Origin of the sequence: Actinopolyspora sp. BKK2, assembly GCF_011291845.1 — a bacterium.
GTDB lineage: Bacteria > Actinomycetota > Actinomycetes > Mycobacteriales > Pseudonocardiaceae > Actinopolyspora > Actinopolyspora saharensis.
Map to the genome: position 1 here is coordinate 269,710 of NZ_JAANTE010000004.1, position 17,697 is coordinate 287,406.

The window sequence follows — 17,697 nt, forward strand, 5'->3', positions numbered from 1 at the left end:
CTCGTCCGACGAGCGGCCCCGACCGCACGAGCGCTCGCCCGCCCCGCGCGAGTCCCGAGTGATCACCCACGACACCCCGACAGCGAATCCCGGAGAGGTCCCATGGTCGCCGCCAGACCGTCGGAAGCAGCAGTGGAGCAGCGCAGGCAGGAGGTCCTGCGCGTCGTCGTCGACAGCGGAGGAGTCCGCATAGACGAGCTGGCAGCGCGGTTCGGGGTGAGTCTCATGACGATGCACCGCGATCTGGACGACCTCGCGGCCAGACAACTGCTGCGCAAGTTCCGCGGCCGGGTGGAGTCGTTCCCCTCGCTGACCATGGAGACGGCGACCCGGTTCAGGGTGGGGCTGCACGTGGTCGAGAAGGAGGCCGTGGCAGCGGCCTCCGTCGAGGAGGTGCGCCCGAACAGCACGGTGATCCTGGACGACTCCAGCACGCTGCTGCCGTTCGCCCGCAGACTCGCGGGGATCGAGCGGTTGACCGCTGCCACCAACTCGTTCGGGGTGGCCCGCGCGCTGGCCGGAGGTGAGCGCGAGGTGCTGATGATCGGCGGACGTTTCCGCGAGGAGTTCGACTCGTGCACCGGCCCGGACGTGCTGCGCGGGCTCTCGCGGTTGCGCGCCGATCTGGCGGTGACCTCGGCCACCGCGATCGCGCAGGGGCGGCTGTTCCACCCGATACAGGAGTTCGCCGAGATCAAGGAAGCCATGTGCGCGGCGGCCGAGCGCAGGGTGCTGCTGGTCGACCACTCCAAGTTCGGCAAGACGGCCACCTACGCGCACGGCGGCGTCGACGCCTACGACCTGGTGGTGACCGACGAGGCCACCCCGGCCGAGGAGATAGCAGCCATCCGGGAGCGCGGCACCGAGGTGCGGGTCACCCCCGTTCCCGCTGCCGAGGACTTTCCCGGTGACGTCCCCCAGTACCGAAGGAGCGATTGAACTCATGCGTGCGGTAGTCATCGAGAAGCCGGGCGAGGTGTCGGTAACCAACGTCGCGGACCCGACGCCCGGCGCCGGTCAGGTCGTCGTCGAAGTGGACGCCTGCGGCATCTGCGGCACCGACATCCACATACTCGACGGGGACTTCGCCCCGACGCCCTACCCGATCGTCCCCGGTCACGAGTTCGCCGGGACGGTCGTCGCCACCGGTGACGCGGTCTCCGGGCCGCGGATCGGCGATCGGGTGGCCGTGGACCCCTCGCTGTTCTGCGGTTCCTGCCGCCAGTGCGAGGTGGGGCGCGGCAACCTCTGCGAGAACTGGAACGCCGTCGGGGTCACCCGCGACGGTGCCTGCGCCCAGTACGCGCTGGCGCCCGCCGCCAACTGCCACCGGCTGCCGGAGGGGGTCAGCACCGCGCACGCCGCGCTGATCGAGCCGCTGTCCTGCGCGGTGCGCGGTTTCGACCGGCTTCCCCGCGGGCTCGGTGAGCACTACCTCATCTACGGGGCGGGCACGATGGGGCTGCTGATGCTCCAGCTCGCCAAGCGCAACGGCGCCGTCTCGGTCTCGGTCGTCGACCTCAACGAGGAGCGGATCCGCGTGGCCGAACAGCTCGGCGCCGACGTGACCAGCACGGACGCGGCTCGGCTGCACCACTCGGACGGCTGGGAAGTGGTGGTGGACTGCACCGGCGCGATCCCGGCCATCGAGGACGGACTCACCCGGGTGCGCCGCGGTGGGACCTTCCAGCAGTTCGGCGTGGCTCCCGGCGAGGCCACCGCCTCGTTCTCCCCCTTCCGGGTCTACAACGACGAGATCGACATCGTCGGCAGCATGGCCGTGCTGCACAGCTACGGGCGAGCGGTCGAGCTCATGGGTGCCGGGGTGGTCGACGCCGAGACCATGATCACCCACGCCTTCGGGCTCGACTCGTACGAGCAGGCGGTCGGCGACTTCCGCGCGGGGACGGGGCGGAAGGTTCAGGTGCTGCCGGGGAGTTGAGGTGCAGGTCGCCGGTGCCGGTTGCTTGACGGTGCGGGCGGGCGGTGCCGGTGGATCGGGTGGGGTCCAGCGCCGGCACCGCGAGAACCACGTCGGTCGTCAGCACGACCGGAGATCTTCGAAGAAGGCAGGAGAGAGGAGTCGACGATGGCAACGATCACCTACGACCGGACGACCCGCCACTACCCCGGGGCCGAGCACCCCGCCGTGGACGGCTTGCGGCTCGACGTAGCCGACGGGGAGTTCCTGGTGCTCGTGGGACCCTCCGGATGCGGGAAGTCCACCAGCCTGCGCATGCTGGCCGGTCTGGAGGACGTCGACGACGGCGCCATACACATCGGCTCGCGCGAGGTGACCCACCTGGCGCCGCGGGACAGGGACATCGCGATGGTCTTCCAGAACTACGCGCTGTACCCGCACATGTCGGTGGCGGGCAACATGGGGTTCGCGCTGCGCATGGCGGGGATGGACAAGACCGAGATCGCGGAGCGGGTGCGCAACGCGGCGCAGTTGTTGCGCATCGAGGAGTTCCTGGACCGCAAGCCGAAGGAGCTGTCCGGAGGGCAGCGGCAGCGCGTCGCGATGGGGAGGGCCATCGTGCGCGAGCCCCAGGTCTTCCTGATGGACGAGCCGCTGTCGAACCTGGACGCGAAACTGCGGTCCTCCACGCGGGCCCAGATCGCCGCGCTGCAGCGCCGCCTCGGGGTGACCACCGTCTACGTCACCCACGACCAGGTCGAGGCGATGACGATGGGCGACCGGGTCGCCGTCCTGGACGAAGGAGTGCTGCAGCAGTGCGACACTCCCCGCGCGCTCTACGATCACCCGGCGAACGCGTTCGTCGCCGGGTTCACCGGTTCGCCCCCGATGAACCTGCCGACCGCCCCCTTCGACGCGGAGGGGGCCTCGCTCGGCGGAACGACCGTTCCACTGCCGCGCGAGGTGCTGCGGGCCGCCGAGGCCGAGGGGGGCGAGACCCTGCGGGTCGGTTTGCGCCCCGAAGCGCTGCACCTGGACACCGAGGGGATCCCGCTCACGGTGGAGCTGGTGGAGGAGCTCGGCGCCGAGGCGCTGTGCCACGGGGTGGTCGACACCGGGGAGGGAGAGGAGCAGCGGCTCGTGGTGCGCGTCGACTCCCGCACCCCGCCGCGCGCGGGCGAGCGGGTGCGGGTCGGCTTCCGCGCGGACGAGGTGCACGCCTTCTCGGCCCTGACGGGGGAGCGGCTGGGCGACTGATCGAGGTCGCCCGCTCTTCCGCGCTCCGCATGTGCTCGCCGGGCGGCCTCTCGCCGGACCCGGTCGCCCGATACCGACGGGCGGGACAGGTGCACCGGAGTTCGCTCACTCGAAAGAGTGAGTGCGGGGCGAGCGCACCCGACAGTGCGGAACGGCACACCGGTTTCGCCCCGACCGAATTGGTGGCTTCCGAGGGGCGGGTTTTAAGCTGCCAGGCATGCCCGAAACGCACGTACACCGCCGGGATGCCCTGCGTGCCCACCTGCGCGACAGCGAGGTGGACGCGGTGCTGGTGACCGACCTGCTCAACATCAGGTACCTCACCGGCTTCACGGGCTCCAACGCGGCCCTGCTGGTGCACGCGGCCGACTCTGCCGGTAGCGAGCGCAACACGGTGTTCTGCACCGACGGCCGGTACCGGACCCAGGCCTCCGAGCAGGTGCCCGACCTGGAGCACCTCATCGACAGGGCCAGCGCGCAGCGGCTCGCCGAGCACGTCGAGTCCCGCGTCGAGGCGTACCGCCGCGTCGGCTTCGAGAGCCAGCACGTCACGGTGGACGGCAGGGACGCCCTGGAGAGCGCGGCCCCCTCCGCGGAGCTGGTCCGCGCGCCCGGCCTGGTCGAGCGGCAGCGTCTGGTCAAGGACGCGGACGAGATCGAAGCGCTGCGGGCGGCCTGTGCGGCAGCGGATCGGGCACTCGCGGAGCTGATCGAGCACGGGGGGCTGCGTCCGGGACGCAGCGAACTGGAAGTGGCCCGGGAGCTCGAGAGCCGGATGCTGGACAACGGCGCCACGGGGCCGTCCTTCGAGACGATCGTGGCCACCGGTGCGAACTCGGCCGTGCCGCACCACCGGCCGACGTCGACCCGGCTGAGCGCGGGCGACTTCGTGAAGATGGACTTCGGAGCGCTCGTGGACGGGTACCACTCGGACATGACGCGCACCGTCGTGCTCGGTGAGCCCGCGAGCTGGCAACGCGAGGTCTACGATCTCGTGGCGACCGCGCAAGCGGCCGCGCGCGCGGCCATCCGGGACGGCGCCGACGTGCGCGACGTCGACTCGGCGGCACGTGACGTGATCACCGGGGCGGGGTACGGCGAACAGTTCCTGCACGGTCTCGGCCACGGCGTTGGCCTGGAGATCCACGAGGCACCGGCCTTGTCCCAGAGGGGAGAAGGTACCATCGGGGCCGGAATGGCGGTCACCGCCGAGCCCGGTGTGTACCTACCGGGGTGGGGCGGCGTCCGCATCGAGGACACGCTGGTCGCGCGTGCGGACACGCCGGAGTTGCTCACCTTGACGACGAAGGAACTCGTCGTTCTCTAGGTGAGGCAACGCGCGCTCGAACCCGCTTCTCGGTCGCGCGCCAGCTCGAAACGGCGAACATCTGCAGCCTGCACCACAGGAGAGACTCCGACCGTGGCCACCACGAACGACCTGAAGAACGGAATTGTGCTCAACATCGACGGCCAGCTCTGGACCGTCACCAGTTTCCAGCACGTGAAACCGGGCAAGGGCAGCGCCTTCGTGCGCACCACCCTGAAGAACGTGCTCTCCGGCAAGGTCGTGGACAAGACCTTCAACGCCGGTGTCAAGGTGGAGACCGCCAACGTCGACCGCAGTGAGATGACCTATCTCTACAACGACGGCGTCGACTACGTGTTCATGGAACCCGACACCTACGAGCAGATCAGCGTCTCGCCGGAGACGGTGGGCAACGTCGCCGGCTACATGCTGGAGAACAGCACCGTGACACTGGCCCGCCACGAGGGGGAGCCGCTCTACGTGGAGCTGCCCGCCTCCGTCGAACTGCGCATCGCGCACACCGACCCCGGTGTGCAGGGGGACCGCTCCACCGGGGGAAGCAAGCCCGCCGAGCTCGAGACGGGGGCCACCGTCCAGGTGCCGCTGTTCATCGAGTCCGGCGAGAAGATCAAGGTGGATCCGCGGGACGGTCGTTACCTGGGGCGTGTCAAGTGACCGGCTTCCGCAGTTCGAACAGCTCGTCGGTACGGCCGTTCCGTCGAGGGCCGCGCGCCGGAAAGAGGGTATGAGTTGGGCGAACGTAGTGAGGCCCGCAAACGCGCGGTGGAAGTACTGTACGAGGCCGACCTGAGGGAACTGGAGCCCGAGAACCTGCTCAAGGAGCGCGTGGGTTCCACGGAGGCTCCCGCCGTCAGCGACTACGCCGTGAAGCTCGTCTCCGGGGTCGCCGAGCACAGGGAACGCATCGACGAGCTGATCGTCAACTACTCGGAGGGTTGGGCGCTGTCGCGGATGCCGATCGTGGACCGGTCGGTGCTGCGCCTCGGTTTCTTCGAGATGCTGTGGGGGGACGGGGTCCCGCCCGCCGTGGTGATCGACGAGGCCGTTCAGCTGGGCAAGGCGTTATCCACGGACGACTCCCCCCGCTTCATCAACGGCGTGCTGGGCAGGTTGTCCGGCATCGACGAGAACGAGCGCGAATCGATGCGCGGTTCGCGCGACGGCACCGCGGAGCGGGACCACCGAGGTGGGACCGCAGCGCAGGACTCCGCCGATTTCGAGGACGCCGCCGACGGCTCCGGTCAGCGCCGTGCCGAAGCGGGGCGCGGCGGCCAGGAGGAGGACTGACTCCGGGGCGTCGTTCGCGCCCGGCTCCTCCCGCGCGGTCGCTCCGCGCTGCGCGCCCTGCAGCGCCCGCCGCGCGTGCTCGCGCCCGGAGCCGGGCGCGGTGGTGGAGAGGCTTTCGGTCCCGTCTTCCCGACCGCGGGGAGACGGGACCGAAACGTTTCGGCGGGTTCACCCTCCCGCGTGGACCCGCATCCGCCGGGGCGGATGCGGGCGCCGAGTCGTCACTCCTCGTGCGACGGGCGGGCCTCCGGAGGAAGGACTCCCCAGTCGATGAGCTGCTCGGTGAGTTCTCCCGGGGACATGTCGTAGATGATGGCCAGGGAGCGCAGGTCCTCGGTCCGGATGGACAGGACCTTGCCGTTGTAGTCACCTCGCTGGCTCTGGATGGTGGCCGCGTAGCGCGCCAGCGGACCGACCTTCTCGGCCGGGAGCTGTTGCAGCCGCTCCAGATTGATGACGACCTTGGTCGCCGGCTCAGCGGTGGAGGGGACACGGCCTTCCGGAAGTAGTTCGGCTACCGGAACTCCGTAGAAGTCGGCGAGTTCGGCGAGTTTCTGCACGGTGACCGCGCGGTCACCTCGTTCATAAGACCCGACGACCACGGCCTTCCACCGCCCGCCTGACTTCTGCTCGACGCCGTGCAGCGAAAGACCCTGCTGCTGGCGGATAGCGCGGAGCTTGTTGCCCAGCGCCTTGGCGTAGTCGCCCATGTGGCGTTTCTCCGTTTCATTCGCCCCGTCAGCCTAGTTTCAGTTGCCGGGGAGGAACGCTCTGTGTTGATACGGAGAGTAATGGTCGCTCGCGAGCGTCACCAGGTCAAGTTGCTCTCGGCGTGAATGTGGCACGAATCCCGCTACACCACCCCGGCGATTGACCCCCCGACGCTGATAGCGTACAGGGCAAGCCCGGCGGTTGCCGGGATCCAGGCGTCCTTTAACGGCCCGTCCAGTGAGGCGGGGAAGGAGGTCCCCGTGGCGTCACGCCAAACGGCGGGCGCGACGGCTCCGGCCGGGCAACGCGAATTGCTTTCGGCCGGTGACGTCGCGCGCACTGTCGCCCGAATGGCCCATCAAATCATCGAAAAGACCGCGCTCGACAGCGGCGGTGATCACGTCGTCCTGCTGGGTGTTCCCACCCGGGGCGCTCCGCTCGCCCGGCGCGTCGCGGAACGCATCGCCACTTTCACCGGGGTGCGCCCGCCCGCCGGAGCGCTGGACATCACCCTGTACCGCGACGATCTGCGTCAGCAGCCGAATCGTCCGCTCGAGGCCAGCGACGTCCCCGCGGAAGGGGTGGACGGCGCGCTGGTCGTGCTGGTCGACGACGTGCTGTTCTCGGGGCGCACGGTTCGCTCGGCGCTGGACGCGCTGCGCGACCAGGGACGCCCGCGAGCCGTCCAACTGGCCGTGCTGGTGGATCGCGGGCACCGTGAACTGCCCATCCGGGCCGACTACGTGGGCAAGAACGTGCCCACTGCCCGGACCGAGGACGTCGCGGTGCGCCTGACCGAAGTGGACGGCACCGACGCCGTGCTGCTGCGGCGCCCCGAGTCCGCCTCCGGGAGCGCGGCGGACGATTCCGATCCCACCGGCAGGCCCGACCACCCGGACGGCGCGGATTCCGGCGCCGCCGGTTCGGCCGGAGAGGAACAGTGATGCGACACCTGCTCACGGCCGAGCGGCTCGACGCGGAAACCGCGACCGCCGTGCTCGACACCGCCGACGCGCTCAAGCAGACCCTGCTGGGCAGGGAGGTGCGCAAGCTGCCGACCCTGCGCGGGCGCACCGTGATCACGATGTTCTACGAGAACTCCACGCGCACCAGGGTCTCCTTCGAGGTGGCGGGAAAGTGGATGAGCGCCGACGTGATCAACGTCTCGGCCTCCGGCTCGTCCACGAGCAAGGGGGAGTCCCTGCGGGACACCGCGCGCACCCTGTCCGCCGCGGGGGCGGACTGCGTGATCCTGCGGCACCAGGCCTCCGGCGCTCCGCACCGGATATCCGAGTGGTTGGATCCGACCGGGACCAAGGTCGTCAACGCGGGTGACGGGATGCACGAGCACCCGACCCAGGCGCTGCTGGACGCGGCGACCCTGCGCGAGCGGCTCGGATCGATATCCGGCCGCAGGGTCGGCATCGTCGGCGATCTGCTGCACAGCAGGGTGGCCCGCTCCAACGCGCACCTGCTGCGAACCCTCGGGGCCGAGGTGGTGCTGATGGCCCCGCCGACGCTGGTCCCCGAGGGGGCGCGGCACTGGGGCGTCGAGGTCACGCACGACCTGGACGCCCAGCTGCCGGGGCTGGACGCCGTGATGGCGCTGCGCGTGCAGGCGGAGCGGATGCACGGCGGGTTCTTCCCCACCGAGCGGGAGTACTCGGTCGGCTACGGCCTCAACTCCGCCCGCGCGGCGAAGCTGCCCGAGCACGCGGTCGTGCTGCACCCCGGCCCGATGCTGCGCGGCATGGAGATCGCTCCGCAGGTGGCGGACTCGCCGCGCGCGGCCGTCGAACAGCAGGTGCGCAACGGGGTGCACGTGCGCATGGCTGTGCTGTACCACCTGTTGGCCGGAGAGGAGAACGCGGCGTGAACGGTGTCGAACGACCGACGGAGGAGTCCGGAGGGCGGGTGCTGCTGCGTTCGGTGCGGCCGTACGGCACGGGCGATCCGGTGGACCTGCTCGTGGAGAACGGTAGGATCGCGGCGCTCGGGGCGGACCTCGACGTCGAGGCCGACCGGGTCGTCCACGCCGAGGGAGCAGTGGCCCTGCCCGGTTTCGTGGACCTGCACACCCACCTGCGCGAACCCGGGCGCGAGGACGCCGAAACCGTGGAGAGCGGTTCGGTCGCGGCGGCGCTCGGCGGTTACACCGCGGTGTTCGCGATGGCCAACACCGATCCGGTGGCCGACAACGCGATCGTCGTCGAGCACGTCCGGCGGCGCGGGGACGAGGTCGGCCTGGTCGACGTGCACCCGGTGGGGGCGGTCACGGCCGGGCTGGGCGGTGCGAAGCTGGCCGAGATCGGGGCGATGGCCCGCTCGAGCGCCGCGGTGCGCGTGTTCTCCGACGACGGCCACTGCGTGGACGACCCGCTGCTGGTGCGGCGGGCCCTGGAGTACACCGGCGCTTTCGGCGGCGTGGTCGCCCAGCACGCCCAGGACCCGCGACTCACTCCCGGCGCCCAGGCCCACGAGGGGGGCAACGCCGCGCGGCTCGGCCTGGCCGGCTGGCCCGCCCCCGCCGAGGAGTCCGTGGTGGCCAGGGACTGCATGCTCGCCGGGCACACCGGCGGAAGCCTGCACGTGTGCCACGTGTCCAGCGCGGGAACTGCGGACTTCCTGAGCTGGTGGCGCTCCCGCGACGTTCGGGGCCGCGTCTCCGCCGAGGTGACTCCGCACCACCTGCTGCTCACCGACGAGCTGCTGGAGACCTACGACCCGCGCTACAAGGTCAATCCGCCGCTGCGCACCGATGACGACGTGCGCGGTCTGCGCGAGGCCCTGGCCTCCGGGGTGATCGACTGCGTGGCCACCGACCACGCCCCGCACGCCGAGCAGGACAAGGACTGCGAGTGGTCCGCCGCGCGCCCCGGGATGCTCGGGCTGCAGACCGCGCTGTCGGTGCTGGTCCGCGGCATGGTCCGCCCCGGGCTGCTGGACTGGCGGGGCGTCGCGCGGGTGCTGAGCGAGGCGCCCGCCCGCATCGCCGGTCTGACCGACCAGGGGCGTCCTCTCGAGGTCGGGGAGCCGGCCAACATCGCGCTGGTGGACCCGGAAGGCGAGTGGACCGTGCACGGCACGGAACTGGCCGGAACTGCGGTCAACACCCCCTTCGAGGGAATGGTGCTGCCCGCCAGAGTGTTCGCGACGATCTCGCGCGGACGCGTCACCGCACTGGACGGCAAAGTGGAACCGCGTGGAGGTCGATCCTGATGGCACGAGCACTGTGGGTGCTGGGACTGGCCCTGGTCGCGCTGCTGGTCGTGTACGGGATGCGCCGGGGCTGGCTCAACCGCGCGCGCAGGCACGCGGACCTGCCCGGGCTGCTTCCCGACCCCCCTTCCGGGACGTCCCGGCAGGACGAGCTGCTGCCCGCAGCCGACGGGCTCTACGTGGGCACGACCGTCGCGGGGGACTGGCAGGACCGGGTCAGCGCCGGAACGCTCGGGCACCGCGCTAGCGCGCGGGCCCGGCTGTACCGCGCGGGGCTGCTCCTCGAGCGGGTCGGAACGGACCCGCTGTGGATACCGGTCTCGGCGGTGCGCGACGCACGGGTGGACCACAAACTGGCGAACAAGGTCGTTCCCGGCGTGGGAATGCTGGTGGTCACCTGGAAGGTGGGGGACCACCTGCTGGACAGCGGGTTTCGTCCCGAGGGCGAAACCGACCCGGGGGAATGGGTGCGCGCCCTCGACGCGCTGCCGCCCGCCGACTCCACCGGTTCCGAATCCGAGCACGACTACGAGACCGCGACTCCGCGGCAGGAGGAGACATGACCGCGCAGACGCCAGCCGCCCTGGTGCTTGAGGACGGCCGGATCTTTCGCGGCGAGGCTTTCGGCAGCGAGGGCTCTTGCCTCGGTGAGGTCGTATTCAGCACCGGAATGACGGGCTACCAGGAAACTCTGACCGACCCCTCTTACCACCGCCAGATCGTGGTTTCCACGGCACCGCAGATCGGCAACACGGGGTGGAACGACGAGGACGACGAGTCGCAGCGCATCTGGGTCGCCGGGTACGTGGTGCGCGACCCCGCGCGCACGCCCTCCTCGTGGCGCTCCGCGCGCTCGCTGCCCGCCGAGATGAGCAGGCAGGGGGTGGTCGGTATCTCCGGTATCGACACCCGGGCCGTGACCCGGCACATCCGGGAGCGCGGCGCGATGCGCGCAGGCATCTTCTCCGGCGCCGAGCTGGCCACGGACCGGGAGATGATCGACCGGGTGGCCGCCTCCGGGGAGATGGTCGGCGCCGATCTGGCGGGTGACGTGACCACCGGCGAGTCCTACGTGGTGCGGGCGCGCGGCGAGCGCCGTTTCACGGTGGCGGCGCTGGACCTGGGCATCAAGTCCAACACCCCCCGGATGATGGCCGAGCGGGGGATCGAGACCCACGTGCTGCCACTGACGAGTTCGCTGTCCGAGGTGCGCTCCCTCGCCCCGGACGGGGTGTTCTTGTCCAACGGGCCGGGGGACCCGGCCACCGCGGACCACGCCACGGAGCTGACCAAGGAGGTCCTGGGGGCGGGGATCCCGCTGTTCGGGATCTGCTTCGGCAACCAGATCCTGGGGCGGGCGCTGGGTCGGGAGACCTACAAGCTGCCCTACGGCCACCGCGGGGTGAACATCCCCGTCATCGACGACGAGACCGGCCGCGTGGCCATCACGGCGCAGAACCACGGCTTCGCCGTGCGCGGGGAGCCGGGTGAGCGCTTCGACACCGAGTTCGGCCGCGCGATGGTCAGCCACCACTGCGCGAACGACGGAGCCGTCGAGGGACTGCGGCTGCTGGACACCCCCGCGTTCAGCGTGCAGTACCACCCGGAGGCCGCCGCGGGCCCCCACGACGCGGCACCCCTGTTCGATTCCTTCGTACGACTGATGAGCGAGGCACGCTGATGCCCAAGAGGACCGACATCAACCACGTTCTGGTCATCGGATCCGGCCCGATCGTGATCGGCCAGGCGTGTGAGTTCGACTATTCCGGTACCCAGGCCTGCCGGGTGCTGCGCTCCGAGGGCATCCGAGTGAGCCTGGTCAACTCGAACCCGGCGACGATCATGACCGATCCCGAGTTCGCCGACTCCACCTACATCGAGCCGATCACCCCCGAGTTCGTGGAGAAGGTCATCGACGCGGAGCGCCCGGACGCGCTGCTGGCCACGCTGGGCGGTCAGACCGCGCTGAACACCGCCGTGTCGCTGTACGAGCAGGGCGTGCTCGAGAAGTACGGGGTCGAGCTGATCGGCGCCGACATCGACGCCATCCAGCGCGGTGAGGACCGCCAGCGCTTCAAGGACATCGTGCGCTCGGTGGGCGGCGGTGTCCCAGACAGCCGGGTGTGCAACTCGATGGACGAGGTGCGCGACTTCGTCGCGGAGTGCGGCCTGCCCGTGGTGATCCGCCCGAGCTTCACCATGGGCGGGCTCGGCTCCGGCATGGCGCACACCCACGAGGAGCTGGAGCGGATGGCCTCGCTGGGGCTGACGGAGTCCCCGGTGCACGAGGTGCTCATCGAGGAGAGCGTGCTCGGCTGGAAGGAGTACGAGCTGGAGCTGATGCGCGACCACGCGGACAACGTGGTCGTGGTCTGCTCGATCGAGAACGTCGATCCGATGGGCGTGCACACCGGTGACTCGGTCACCGTGGCCCCGTCCATGACGCTGACCGACCGCGAGTACCAGAACATGCGCGACGTGGGCATCGACGTGCTGCGCGAGGTCGGGGTGGACACCGGGGGCTGCAACATCCAGTTCGCCATCCACCCGCGCACCGGGCGCATGGTGGTCATCGAGATGAACCCGCGGGTGTCGCGCTCCTCGGCCCTGGCCTCCAAGGCCACGGGCTTTCCGATCGCCAAGATCGCGGCGAAGCTGGCCGTGGGCTACAGCCTCGACGAGATCCCCAACGACATCACCAGGAAGACCCCGGCCAGCTTCGAGCCCGCGCTGGACTACGTGGTGGTCAAGGCCCCGCGGTTCGCCTTCGAGAAGTTCCCCGGCGCCGACACCGGGCTGACGACCACGATGAAGAGCGTCGGCGAGGCCATGGCGCTGGGCAGGAACTTCACCGAGGCGCTGGGCAAGGCCATGCGCTCGCTGGAGTCCGCGCGCTCCGGTTTCTGGACCGCGCCGGACCCGGAGGGGGCGACGCTGGAGTCCACCCTGGACGAGCTGACCAACGGGCACGACGGCAGGCTCTACACGGTGGAGCGGGCCCTGCGGATGGGGGCCACCGTCGCCCAGGTGCACGAGGCCTCGGGAATCGACCCCTGGTTCGTGGACCAGATCGCCGGAGTGGTCGAGCTGCGCGAGGAGGTCCTGGCCGCTCCCGTGCTGGACGCGGAGCTGCTGCGCCGCACCAAGCGGGCGGGGCTGTCGGACCGCCAGATCGCCGCGCTGCGCCCCGAGCTGGCCGGGGAGTACGGGGTGCGCTCCCTGCGGCACCGACTCGGGGTGCGCCCGGTCTACAAGACCGTCGACACCTGCGCGGCCGAGTTCGCGGCCTCCACGCCGTACCACTACTCGGCGTACGAGTCCGATCCCGGCGCCGAGTCCGAGGTCGCGCGGCAGCGCGAGCGCCCGAAGGTGATCATCCTCGGCTCCGGGCCCAACCGGATCGGGCAGGGGATCGAGTTCGACTACTCCTGCGTGCACGCGGCGATGGGGCTGGGCTCGGCTCCGGACAACTCCGGGATGGGCTACGAGACCGTGATGGTCAACTGCAACCCGGAGACCGTCTCGACCGACTACGACACCTCCGACCGGCTGTACTTCGAGCCGCTCACCTTCGAGGACGTGCTCGAGGTCGTGCACTCCGAGCAGGCCTCGGGCACCGTCGCCGGGGTGGTGGTGCAGCTGGGCGGGCAGACGCCCCTCGGCCTGGCGCGGAAGCTCACCGAGGCGGGCATCCCCGTGGTCGGAACCCCGCCGGAGGCCATCCACCTGGCCGAGGACCGCGGTTCCTTCGGCGAGGTCCTGGGCAAGGCGGGCCTGCCCGCGCCGAGCTACGGCACGGCCACCTCCTTCGAGGGGGCCAAGCGGATCGCCGACGACATCGGCTACCCGGTGCTGGTCCGGCCGTCCTACGTGCTCGGCGGCAGGGGCATGGAGATCGTCTACGACGAGGCCTCGCTGGAGAACTACATCGCGCGTGCCACCGAGGTCACCCCGGAGCACCCCGTGCTGGTGGACAACTTCCTCGACGACGCGATCGAGATCGACGTGGACGCGTTGGCCGACGGGAACGAGGTCTACATCGGCGGGGTGATGGAGCACATCGAGGAGGCCGGGGTCCACTCCGGTGACTCCGCCTGCGCGCTGCCGCCGATCACCCTCGGGCGTCAGGACGTCGAGAAGGTCCGGCGCTGCACCGAGGCTCTGGCCAACGGCATCGGAGTGCGCGGGCTGCTCAACGTGCAGTACGCGCTCAAGGACGACGTGCTCTACGTGCTCGAGGCCAATCCCCGCGCCTCCCGCACGGTGCCGTTCGTCTCCAAGGCGGCCGGGGCCCCGCTGGCCAAGGCCGCCGCGCGGGTCATGTTCGGGTCCACGATCGCCGAGCTGCGCGCGGAGGGGATGCTGCCCGCCCAGGGGGACGGCGCCGACCTCCCGATGGACGCGCCGGTGGCGGTCAAGGAGGCGGTGCTGCCGTTCCACCGGTTCCGCACCCCCGAGGGGCACGGGATCGACTCGCTGCTCGGGCCCGAGATGAAGTCCACCGGCGAGGTCATGGGCATCGACACCGCCTTCGGGCAGGCGTTCGCCAAGTCGCAGAGCGGGGCCTACGGTTCACTGCCGACCTCGGGCAAGGTCTTCGTCTCGGTGGCCAACAAGGACAAGCGGTCCATGGTGTTCCCGGTCAAGCGGCTCGCCGACCTCGGGTTCGAGATCTGCGCCACGTCGGGAACCGCCGAGGTGCTGCAGCGCAACGACATCGTCTGCTCGGTGGTGCGCAAGCACAACGAGGCCTCCGCGGAGACCGGTGCCGCCGACGACGGCGGTTCCGGAGCCGAGCGCGACGTCATCGATCTCATCAAGACCGGTGAGATCGACATGGTGTTCAACACGCCCTACGGGAACCCGGGACCGCGCGTGGACGGCTACGAGATCCGCACTGCCGCCGTGTCGCGGGACATCCCGTGCATCACCACGGTGCAGGGTGCTGCCGCGGCCGTGCAGGGTGTGGAAGCGGCCATCCGGGGCAACATCGGTGTGCGACCGTTGCAACGGTTGCAGGCAGCGCTGCGTAGTGATCGGACGGGTGAAGCAGGATGACGGCGGTGCAGGCGGCTTTCGGGCAGCGACTCGGGGAGGCGATCGACGCGCGGGGTCCGCTCTGCGTCGGCGTCGATCCGCACCCGGCCCTGCTGCACGCGTGGGGGCTGGAGGAGACCCCGGCCGCCCTCGAGCGCTTCGCCATGACGGTGCTGGAGGCCGTTGCCGGGGAGGTGGCGGTGCTCAAGACCCAGTCGGCGTTCTTCGAGGCGTACGGCTCGCGGGGCATCGCCGTGCTGGAGCGCGTGGTCGCCGAGGCCCGGCAGGCCGGGGCCCTGGTGATCCACGACGTCAAGCGGGGCGACATCGGCTCGACCATGACCGCCTACGCCAACGCCTATCTGGACGAGCACTCGCCGCTGGCCGCCGACGCGATAACGGTCTCGCCCTACCTGGGCTACGGTTCGCTCGCTCCGGCCCTGGGCATCGCCGCCCAGGCAGGGCGGGGCGTTTTCGTGCTCGCCCGGACCTCCAACCCGGAGTCGGCCGGGCTGCAGCGTTCGAGCACCGCTGAGGGCACGACGATCGCCCAGTCCATCGTGGACGCGGCGGCGGAGAGCAACGCGGGTGCCAGCCCGATGGGGCACGTCGGCGTGGTCGCGGGCGCCACGATCCGCTCCGGGGAGCTCGATCTGTCCGAGCTGAACGGTCCGGTGCTCGTCCCCGGCCTGGGAGCCCAGGGCGGAACTGTGCGCGGGCTGCGTTCCGTGTTCGGTTCCGCGCTGCCGCACGTGATTCCCGCGGTGGCGCGGGAACTGCTGCGGCACGGTCCGGGGGTGGAGGACCTGCGCTCCGCGACCCGGAGGATGCGCGACGACCTGTCCGGAATCACCGGCAGGTGAGTTCTCGGGATCACGGGGGCGTGGTGTGCTCCGGGGCGATGACGCGGTCTCGCGGCCCCTCGGAGCAACACCGCGCCCCCGGCGTCGTTTTCGTTCACCGCTGCGACGTCGAAGACCCGTGAACCACGCCGTCGAGCTGCTCGTGCGGCGTCGACTTTCCCGCCCGCTCCTCGTCGCGGCGGTCGGGCTCCGCCCGGTGATCCGCGTGCTCTTTCCGCGCGTTCTCGCCGGGGCGGCCAACAGGTTCCCGCTCCTCTCGCGTCCGGGCTCCTCGCGGCGCAATCGTCGTCGTGGCGCCCTATCACTTCCTGCCGCACGGACGGCGACGCGAACTGTCCTGGAGACCGCTGCAGCACCTGGTCGGCAATTGCTACGTGCTGCCGGCCGTGGTGGCGCTGCTGGCGCTGTGGCGACACCTGCGCGCGGACCGTCCCGCTGACCCCCGTCGAGCGAGCTAGAACTTCCTCGCCCGGTGACGTGCCGAAGGCCCGTGGCGGTCCTTCGCCCGGGACTCCCGAGCCGGGATCCTCGAGCCGGGAATCCCGGCCGGAACGAACCGCTCGCCAGGTTTTCGGGAGGCGCACAGCACAGCAAACACGTGATGTCGAACACTTTTCGGTGGAGTGCGCCTCGGGTGCGGCGGTGCTCGCGATCGTCCGATTCGGTCCCGGTGGAGGGGTGGAGTGCGGTTTCGCTCACACAGCCGCTGATTCGGCCGTTCTGTCGTGCACTGACCTGCTATGACTCGCTGAGCGTCGCTCAACTGCCCGGAAATCGGACAGTTCGGAACAGTTTTGCCCCGGGTTAGTGCACTGCAGCGTGGTTGTTGGTAGTACTTGCAGCGGCCGGTGCTCGTCAGTGTCGTGGGCGAGTCACCTGACAGGCCGGGCGGCGGAAGAGCCGATGAAACCGACTCGAAAAAGGAGGACCCGCCTCGTAGCGACCTGACCTGGGTCGGTACCGTCGCCGCACCGATCAAGAAAACCCACATCACGGAGGACATGGTGGCCCTTCCCCAGCTGACCGAGGAGCAGCGGGCTGCGGCACTCGAAAAGGCGGCTGCCGCCCGTCGCGCCCGCGCTGAGCTCAAGGAGCGCCTCAAGCGCGGTGGGACCAGCCTGGCCGAGGTCTTGGACAGTGCCGACAACGACGAGACCCTCGGAAAGATGAAGGTCTCCGCGCTGTTGGAGGCCCTTCCCGGCGTGGGCAAGGTCCGCGCGCAACAGATCATGGAGCGGCTGGAGATCGCGAACAGCCGCAGGCTGCGTGGTCTCGGCGAGCGCCAGCGCAAGGCGCTGCTCGCCGAGTTCAACGCGGCGTGATCGACGCGGACGACGGCGTGCGGCCGGGGAGTGTCCGGACGGGCACTCCCCGGCTCACCGTCGTCTCCGGCCCCTCCGGTGTCGGCAAGTCGAGCGTGCTCGACGAACTGCGCGAACAGGCACCGGACGTCTACTTCAGCGTGTCGGTGACCACCCGAGCCCCTCGTGCGGGCGAAGTCGACGGGGTGCACTACCACTTCGTCGACCGGGCCGAGTTCGAGCGGATGGTGGACGCGGGCGAGATGCTGGAGTACGCCCACTACGCGGGCAACTACTACGGAACACCGCGCGCTCCCGTGGAGCGAGCGCTGGCCGCGGGGCGACCCGCGGTGTTGGAGATCGAACTGCAGGGCGCCCGGCAGGTGCGGCGCAGCATGCCCGAAGCGCAGCTCGTCATGCTCCTGCCGCCCTCGTGGGAGGATCTCGTCCAACGGCTGACCGGCCGTCGCACGGAGGACTCCGAGGTTCTCCGGCAGCGACTGGACACGGCGCGTGCCGAGCTCGCGGCGCGCTCCGAGTTCGACGCCACCGTCGTGAACGCCGATGTGCAGCGGGCGGTGGACGAGTTGGTACGATTGATTACCGGTCCGACCCCCGGTTAGCTGCGGACTTCCGGTCGGCCGCCCAGGTGCGGCCGACCGCGTAGTGGTTCGTCGCGCTCCGCGTCGAAGAGCGCGAGACACCGCGGAGCGGCCGGTGGGCGGGGCGGATGTCGGCCCGGTGCGCGTTTCACGCGCCGAGTCGAGTCACCCG

At 70.4% G+C, this 17,697-nt stretch carries 16 protein-coding genes and 1 pseudogene; 16 read left to right on the forward strand and 1 reads right to left on the reverse strand.

The features are described from left to right. The first annotated feature begins 102 nt into the window (after positions 1-102). The 6 genes and pseudogenes from G9Q41_RS10810 to nusB form a co-directional block, all read left to right on the forward strand. Complete coding sequence (locus G9Q41_RS10810; protein ID WP_165632615.1) at positions 103-939, forward strand: DeoR/GlpR family DNA-binding transcription regulator; 837 nt, start codon at positions 103-105, stop codon at positions 937-939. A 4-nt stretch (positions 940-943) separates the two neighbouring features. Further along, positions 944-1,942, forward strand: a complete 999-nt coding sequence (locus tag G9Q41_RS10815; protein ID WP_165632614.1) for a zinc-dependent alcohol dehydrogenase family protein — start codon at positions 944-946, stop codon at positions 1,940-1,942. Positions 1,943-2,089: 147 nt separating this feature from the next. Next, positions 2,090-3,178: a sn-glycerol-3-phosphate ABC transporter ATP-binding protein UgpC gene (gene ugpC, locus G9Q41_RS10820; protein ID WP_165632613.1), complete on the forward strand. Its 1,089-nt coding sequence runs from the start codon at positions 2,090-2,092 to the stop codon at positions 3,176-3,178. 217 nt (positions 3,179-3,395) lie between these two features. After that, positions 3,396-4,505, forward strand: a complete 1,110-nt coding sequence (locus G9Q41_RS10825; protein ID WP_092520433.1) for a Xaa-Pro peptidase family protein — start codon at positions 3,396-3,398, stop codon at positions 4,503-4,505. Between the two features lie 93 nt (positions 4,506-4,598). Further along, positions 4,599-5,159, forward strand: a complete 561-nt coding sequence (gene efp / locus G9Q41_RS10830; protein WP_092520439.1) for an elongation factor P — start codon at positions 4,599-4,601, stop codon at positions 5,157-5,159. Positions 5,160-5,234: 75 nt separating this feature from the next. Further along, positions 5,235-5,660: pseudogene (gene nusB / locus G9Q41_RS10835) on the forward strand (transcription antitermination factor NusB); the annotation flags it as partial. A 353-nt stretch (positions 5,661-6,013) separates the two neighbouring features. On the opposite strand, the gene G9Q41_RS10840 reads toward nusB, so the two are convergent. Continuing rightward, entirely contained in the window at positions 6,014-6,502 is a 489-nt protein-coding gene (locus tag G9Q41_RS10840) for a transcriptional regulator (RefSeq protein WP_092520443.1), read from the reverse strand. A 261-nt stretch (positions 6,503-6,763) separates the two neighbouring features. On the opposite strand from G9Q41_RS10840, the gene pyrR reads away from it, so the two are divergent. The 10 genes from pyrR to gmk all read left to right on the forward strand — a co-directional run bounded on the left by pyrR (position 6,764) and on the right by gmk (position 17,546). Beyond that, complete coding sequence (gene pyrR / locus G9Q41_RS22325; protein ID WP_165632611.1) at positions 6,764-7,447, forward strand: bifunctional pyr operon transcriptional regulator/uracil phosphoribosyltransferase PyrR; 684 nt, start codon at positions 6,764-6,766, stop codon at positions 7,445-7,447. After that, complete coding sequence (locus G9Q41_RS10850) at positions 7,447-8,379, forward strand: aspartate carbamoyltransferase catalytic subunit (RefSeq protein ID WP_092522489.1); 933 nt, start codon at positions 7,447-7,449, stop codon at positions 8,377-8,379. The genes pyrR and G9Q41_RS10850 overlap by 1 nt, the downstream gene beginning before the upstream one ends. Continuing rightward, entirely contained in the window at positions 8,376-9,722 is a 1,347-nt protein-coding gene (locus tag G9Q41_RS10855; protein ID WP_092520447.1) for a dihydroorotase, read from the forward strand. The genes G9Q41_RS10850 and G9Q41_RS10855 overlap by 4 nt, the downstream gene beginning before the upstream one ends. Continuing rightward, entirely contained in the window at positions 9,722-10,285 is a 564-nt protein-coding gene (locus G9Q41_RS10860; RefSeq protein ID WP_092520449.1) for a transporter, read from the forward strand. Before G9Q41_RS10855 ends, G9Q41_RS10860 begins: the two co-directional genes overlap by 1 nt. Beyond that, positions 10,282-11,403, forward strand: a complete 1,122-nt coding sequence (carA, locus tag G9Q41_RS10865) for a glutamine-hydrolyzing carbamoyl-phosphate synthase small subunit (protein ID WP_092520451.1) — start codon at positions 10,282-10,284, stop codon at positions 11,401-11,403. Before G9Q41_RS10860 ends, carA begins: the two co-directional genes overlap by 4 nt. Next, positions 11,403-14,780 carry a carbamoyl-phosphate synthase large subunit gene (carB, locus tag G9Q41_RS10870; protein ID WP_165632610.1) on the forward strand — a complete coding sequence of 1,126 codons (3,378 nt, stop codon included), beginning with the start codon at positions 11,403-11,405 and terminating at the stop codon, positions 14,778-14,780. The genes carA and carB overlap by 1 nt, the downstream gene beginning before the upstream one ends. Further along, positions 14,777-15,622: an orotidine-5'-phosphate decarboxylase gene (pyrF, locus tag G9Q41_RS10875; RefSeq protein WP_092520458.1), complete on the forward strand. Its 846-nt coding sequence runs from the start codon at positions 14,777-14,779 to the stop codon at positions 15,620-15,622. Before carB ends, pyrF begins: the two co-directional genes overlap by 4 nt. Positions 15,623-15,912: 290 nt before the next feature. After that, positions 15,913-16,080 (forward strand): hypothetical protein, encoded by a 168-nt coding sequence (locus G9Q41_RS10880; protein WP_165632609.1) that lies wholly within the window; start codon positions 15,913-15,915, stop codon positions 16,078-16,080. A 546-nt stretch (positions 16,081-16,626) separates the two neighbouring features. Further along, a complete protein-coding gene (gene mihF, locus G9Q41_RS10885) occupies positions 16,627-16,944 on the forward strand; it encodes an integration host factor, actinobacterial type (protein WP_026152571.1) in 318 nt (105 codons plus the stop codon). Beyond that, positions 16,941-17,546, forward strand: coding sequence for a guanylate kinase (gmk, locus tag G9Q41_RS10890; RefSeq protein ID WP_165632608.1), 606 nt, complete (start codon positions 16,941-16,943; stop codon positions 17,544-17,546). The genes mihF and gmk overlap by 4 nt, the downstream gene beginning before the upstream one ends. Positions 17,547-17,697: the final 151 nt, after the last annotated feature.